The sequence below is a fragment of the Promicromonospora iranensis genome (assembly GCF_028994775.1).
Classification (GTDB): domain Bacteria; phylum Actinomycetota; class Actinomycetes; order Actinomycetales; family Cellulomonadaceae; genus Promicromonospora; species Promicromonospora iranensis_A.
The window spans coordinates 1-1,110 of record NZ_JAJQMN010000030.1 but is presented as its reverse complement, the minus strand read 5'-3'; the positions used below and the strand labels follow the sequence as shown (position 1 = coordinate 1,110).

Below are 1,110 nucleotides of genomic sequence, written 5' to 3'. Positions count from 1 at the left end.
AGGCCTCCGGTGCGTGGAGCGGTTATTCGACATCTCCACTTCACGACCGGAGGCCTTCGTCAGCTGGTAACCCGGCCGCGTGTCGTCAGAATCCAGGAACAACCTCCCTGGACATCACAGCTAGGTAAGCAGCGAGCGTGCGATGCGCATGTCACCACGATACGTGGACCGGGCGAGCCCGGTAAAGGAGATCCGGACAGGGCCGGGGACCGGACGGCGTCCGGGTCGCCGGGGCTACGAGCACCGGTTCGGTCCGCCGCCAGCGAGGTCCGAACCGGCGCTCGCGCCGATCGACGGGAGCGCGTGGTTCGGTGTGCCCCCAGCGCACTCCGAGCCACTGCTCCCGCCGACGCGCCGGAGCTCGGCCCGCCCCCAGCGAGGTCCGAACTTCGTCCGCGTCATACCTAAGACGCGCGTGCGTCCCAGATGTCACAGCACTTTTGATGCAATGACATGTGGTCTGGCTCACAGGCCTACCCGAGGAGGCCGTACGGCGCTCGTCGAACGGCTGTCTCGGGGCATCTGCTTGGCGCCTTCTAGGTGGTCGAAACGGACGCCACAGGAGAAATCGAAGAAAAATCCCGTAAGTGCTGTGACATCCGCGCATCTCGCGCGTCTGGGCTGCATGGAACACACCGAGCACCCCGAACTCGTTCGCCTGGGGGCCCAATACCTGCGCGCGTACGCGGAGGGCGATGCAGTCAACCTCTACCGTCTCGCCGACGCCTGGGGAGCGAGCGACCTGATCGCCGCCACCTGTGAGGTCGCGCTGGCGGTCATTCACGCGACAGCCGGACCGCAGGGCCTCGATGCCGTATCGACCACGTTCGCGACGAACCGGAGGTGAGCACCGATGAACAGCGCCGATCCCGTTTCCGAAGGGCCCGAACACTTGCGCGAAACCAGAGTTGGGGTGCGATCATTGGCCAGCGCATCAAATTCGGACACTATGGGCACAGGGGGGCAAGACCGCGTGACCACGACTGGTGACCTGCGGATTGACGACTGGGTCGTGCATCGGCCCAACGTCGTGCGTTCGGTCGCTGCCCGCGTCCCCGGGATCGACGCCGAGGAAGCCACCAGCCGAGCGCTGGAGAAGATGGTCCGCAT

Annotated in this window: 1 protein-coding gene; it reads left to right on the top strand. The window is 65.8% G+C overall.

Going from position 1 to position 1,110, the window contains the following annotated elements; all coding sequences use genetic code 11:
• Positions 1–592 precede the first annotated feature (592 nt).
• Positions 593–847, top strand: a complete 255-nt coding sequence (locus tag LUU90_RS26365) for a hypothetical protein (RefSeq protein ID WP_275007329.1) — start codon at positions 593–595, stop codon at positions 845–847.
• Positions 848–1,110 lie beyond the last annotated feature (263 nt).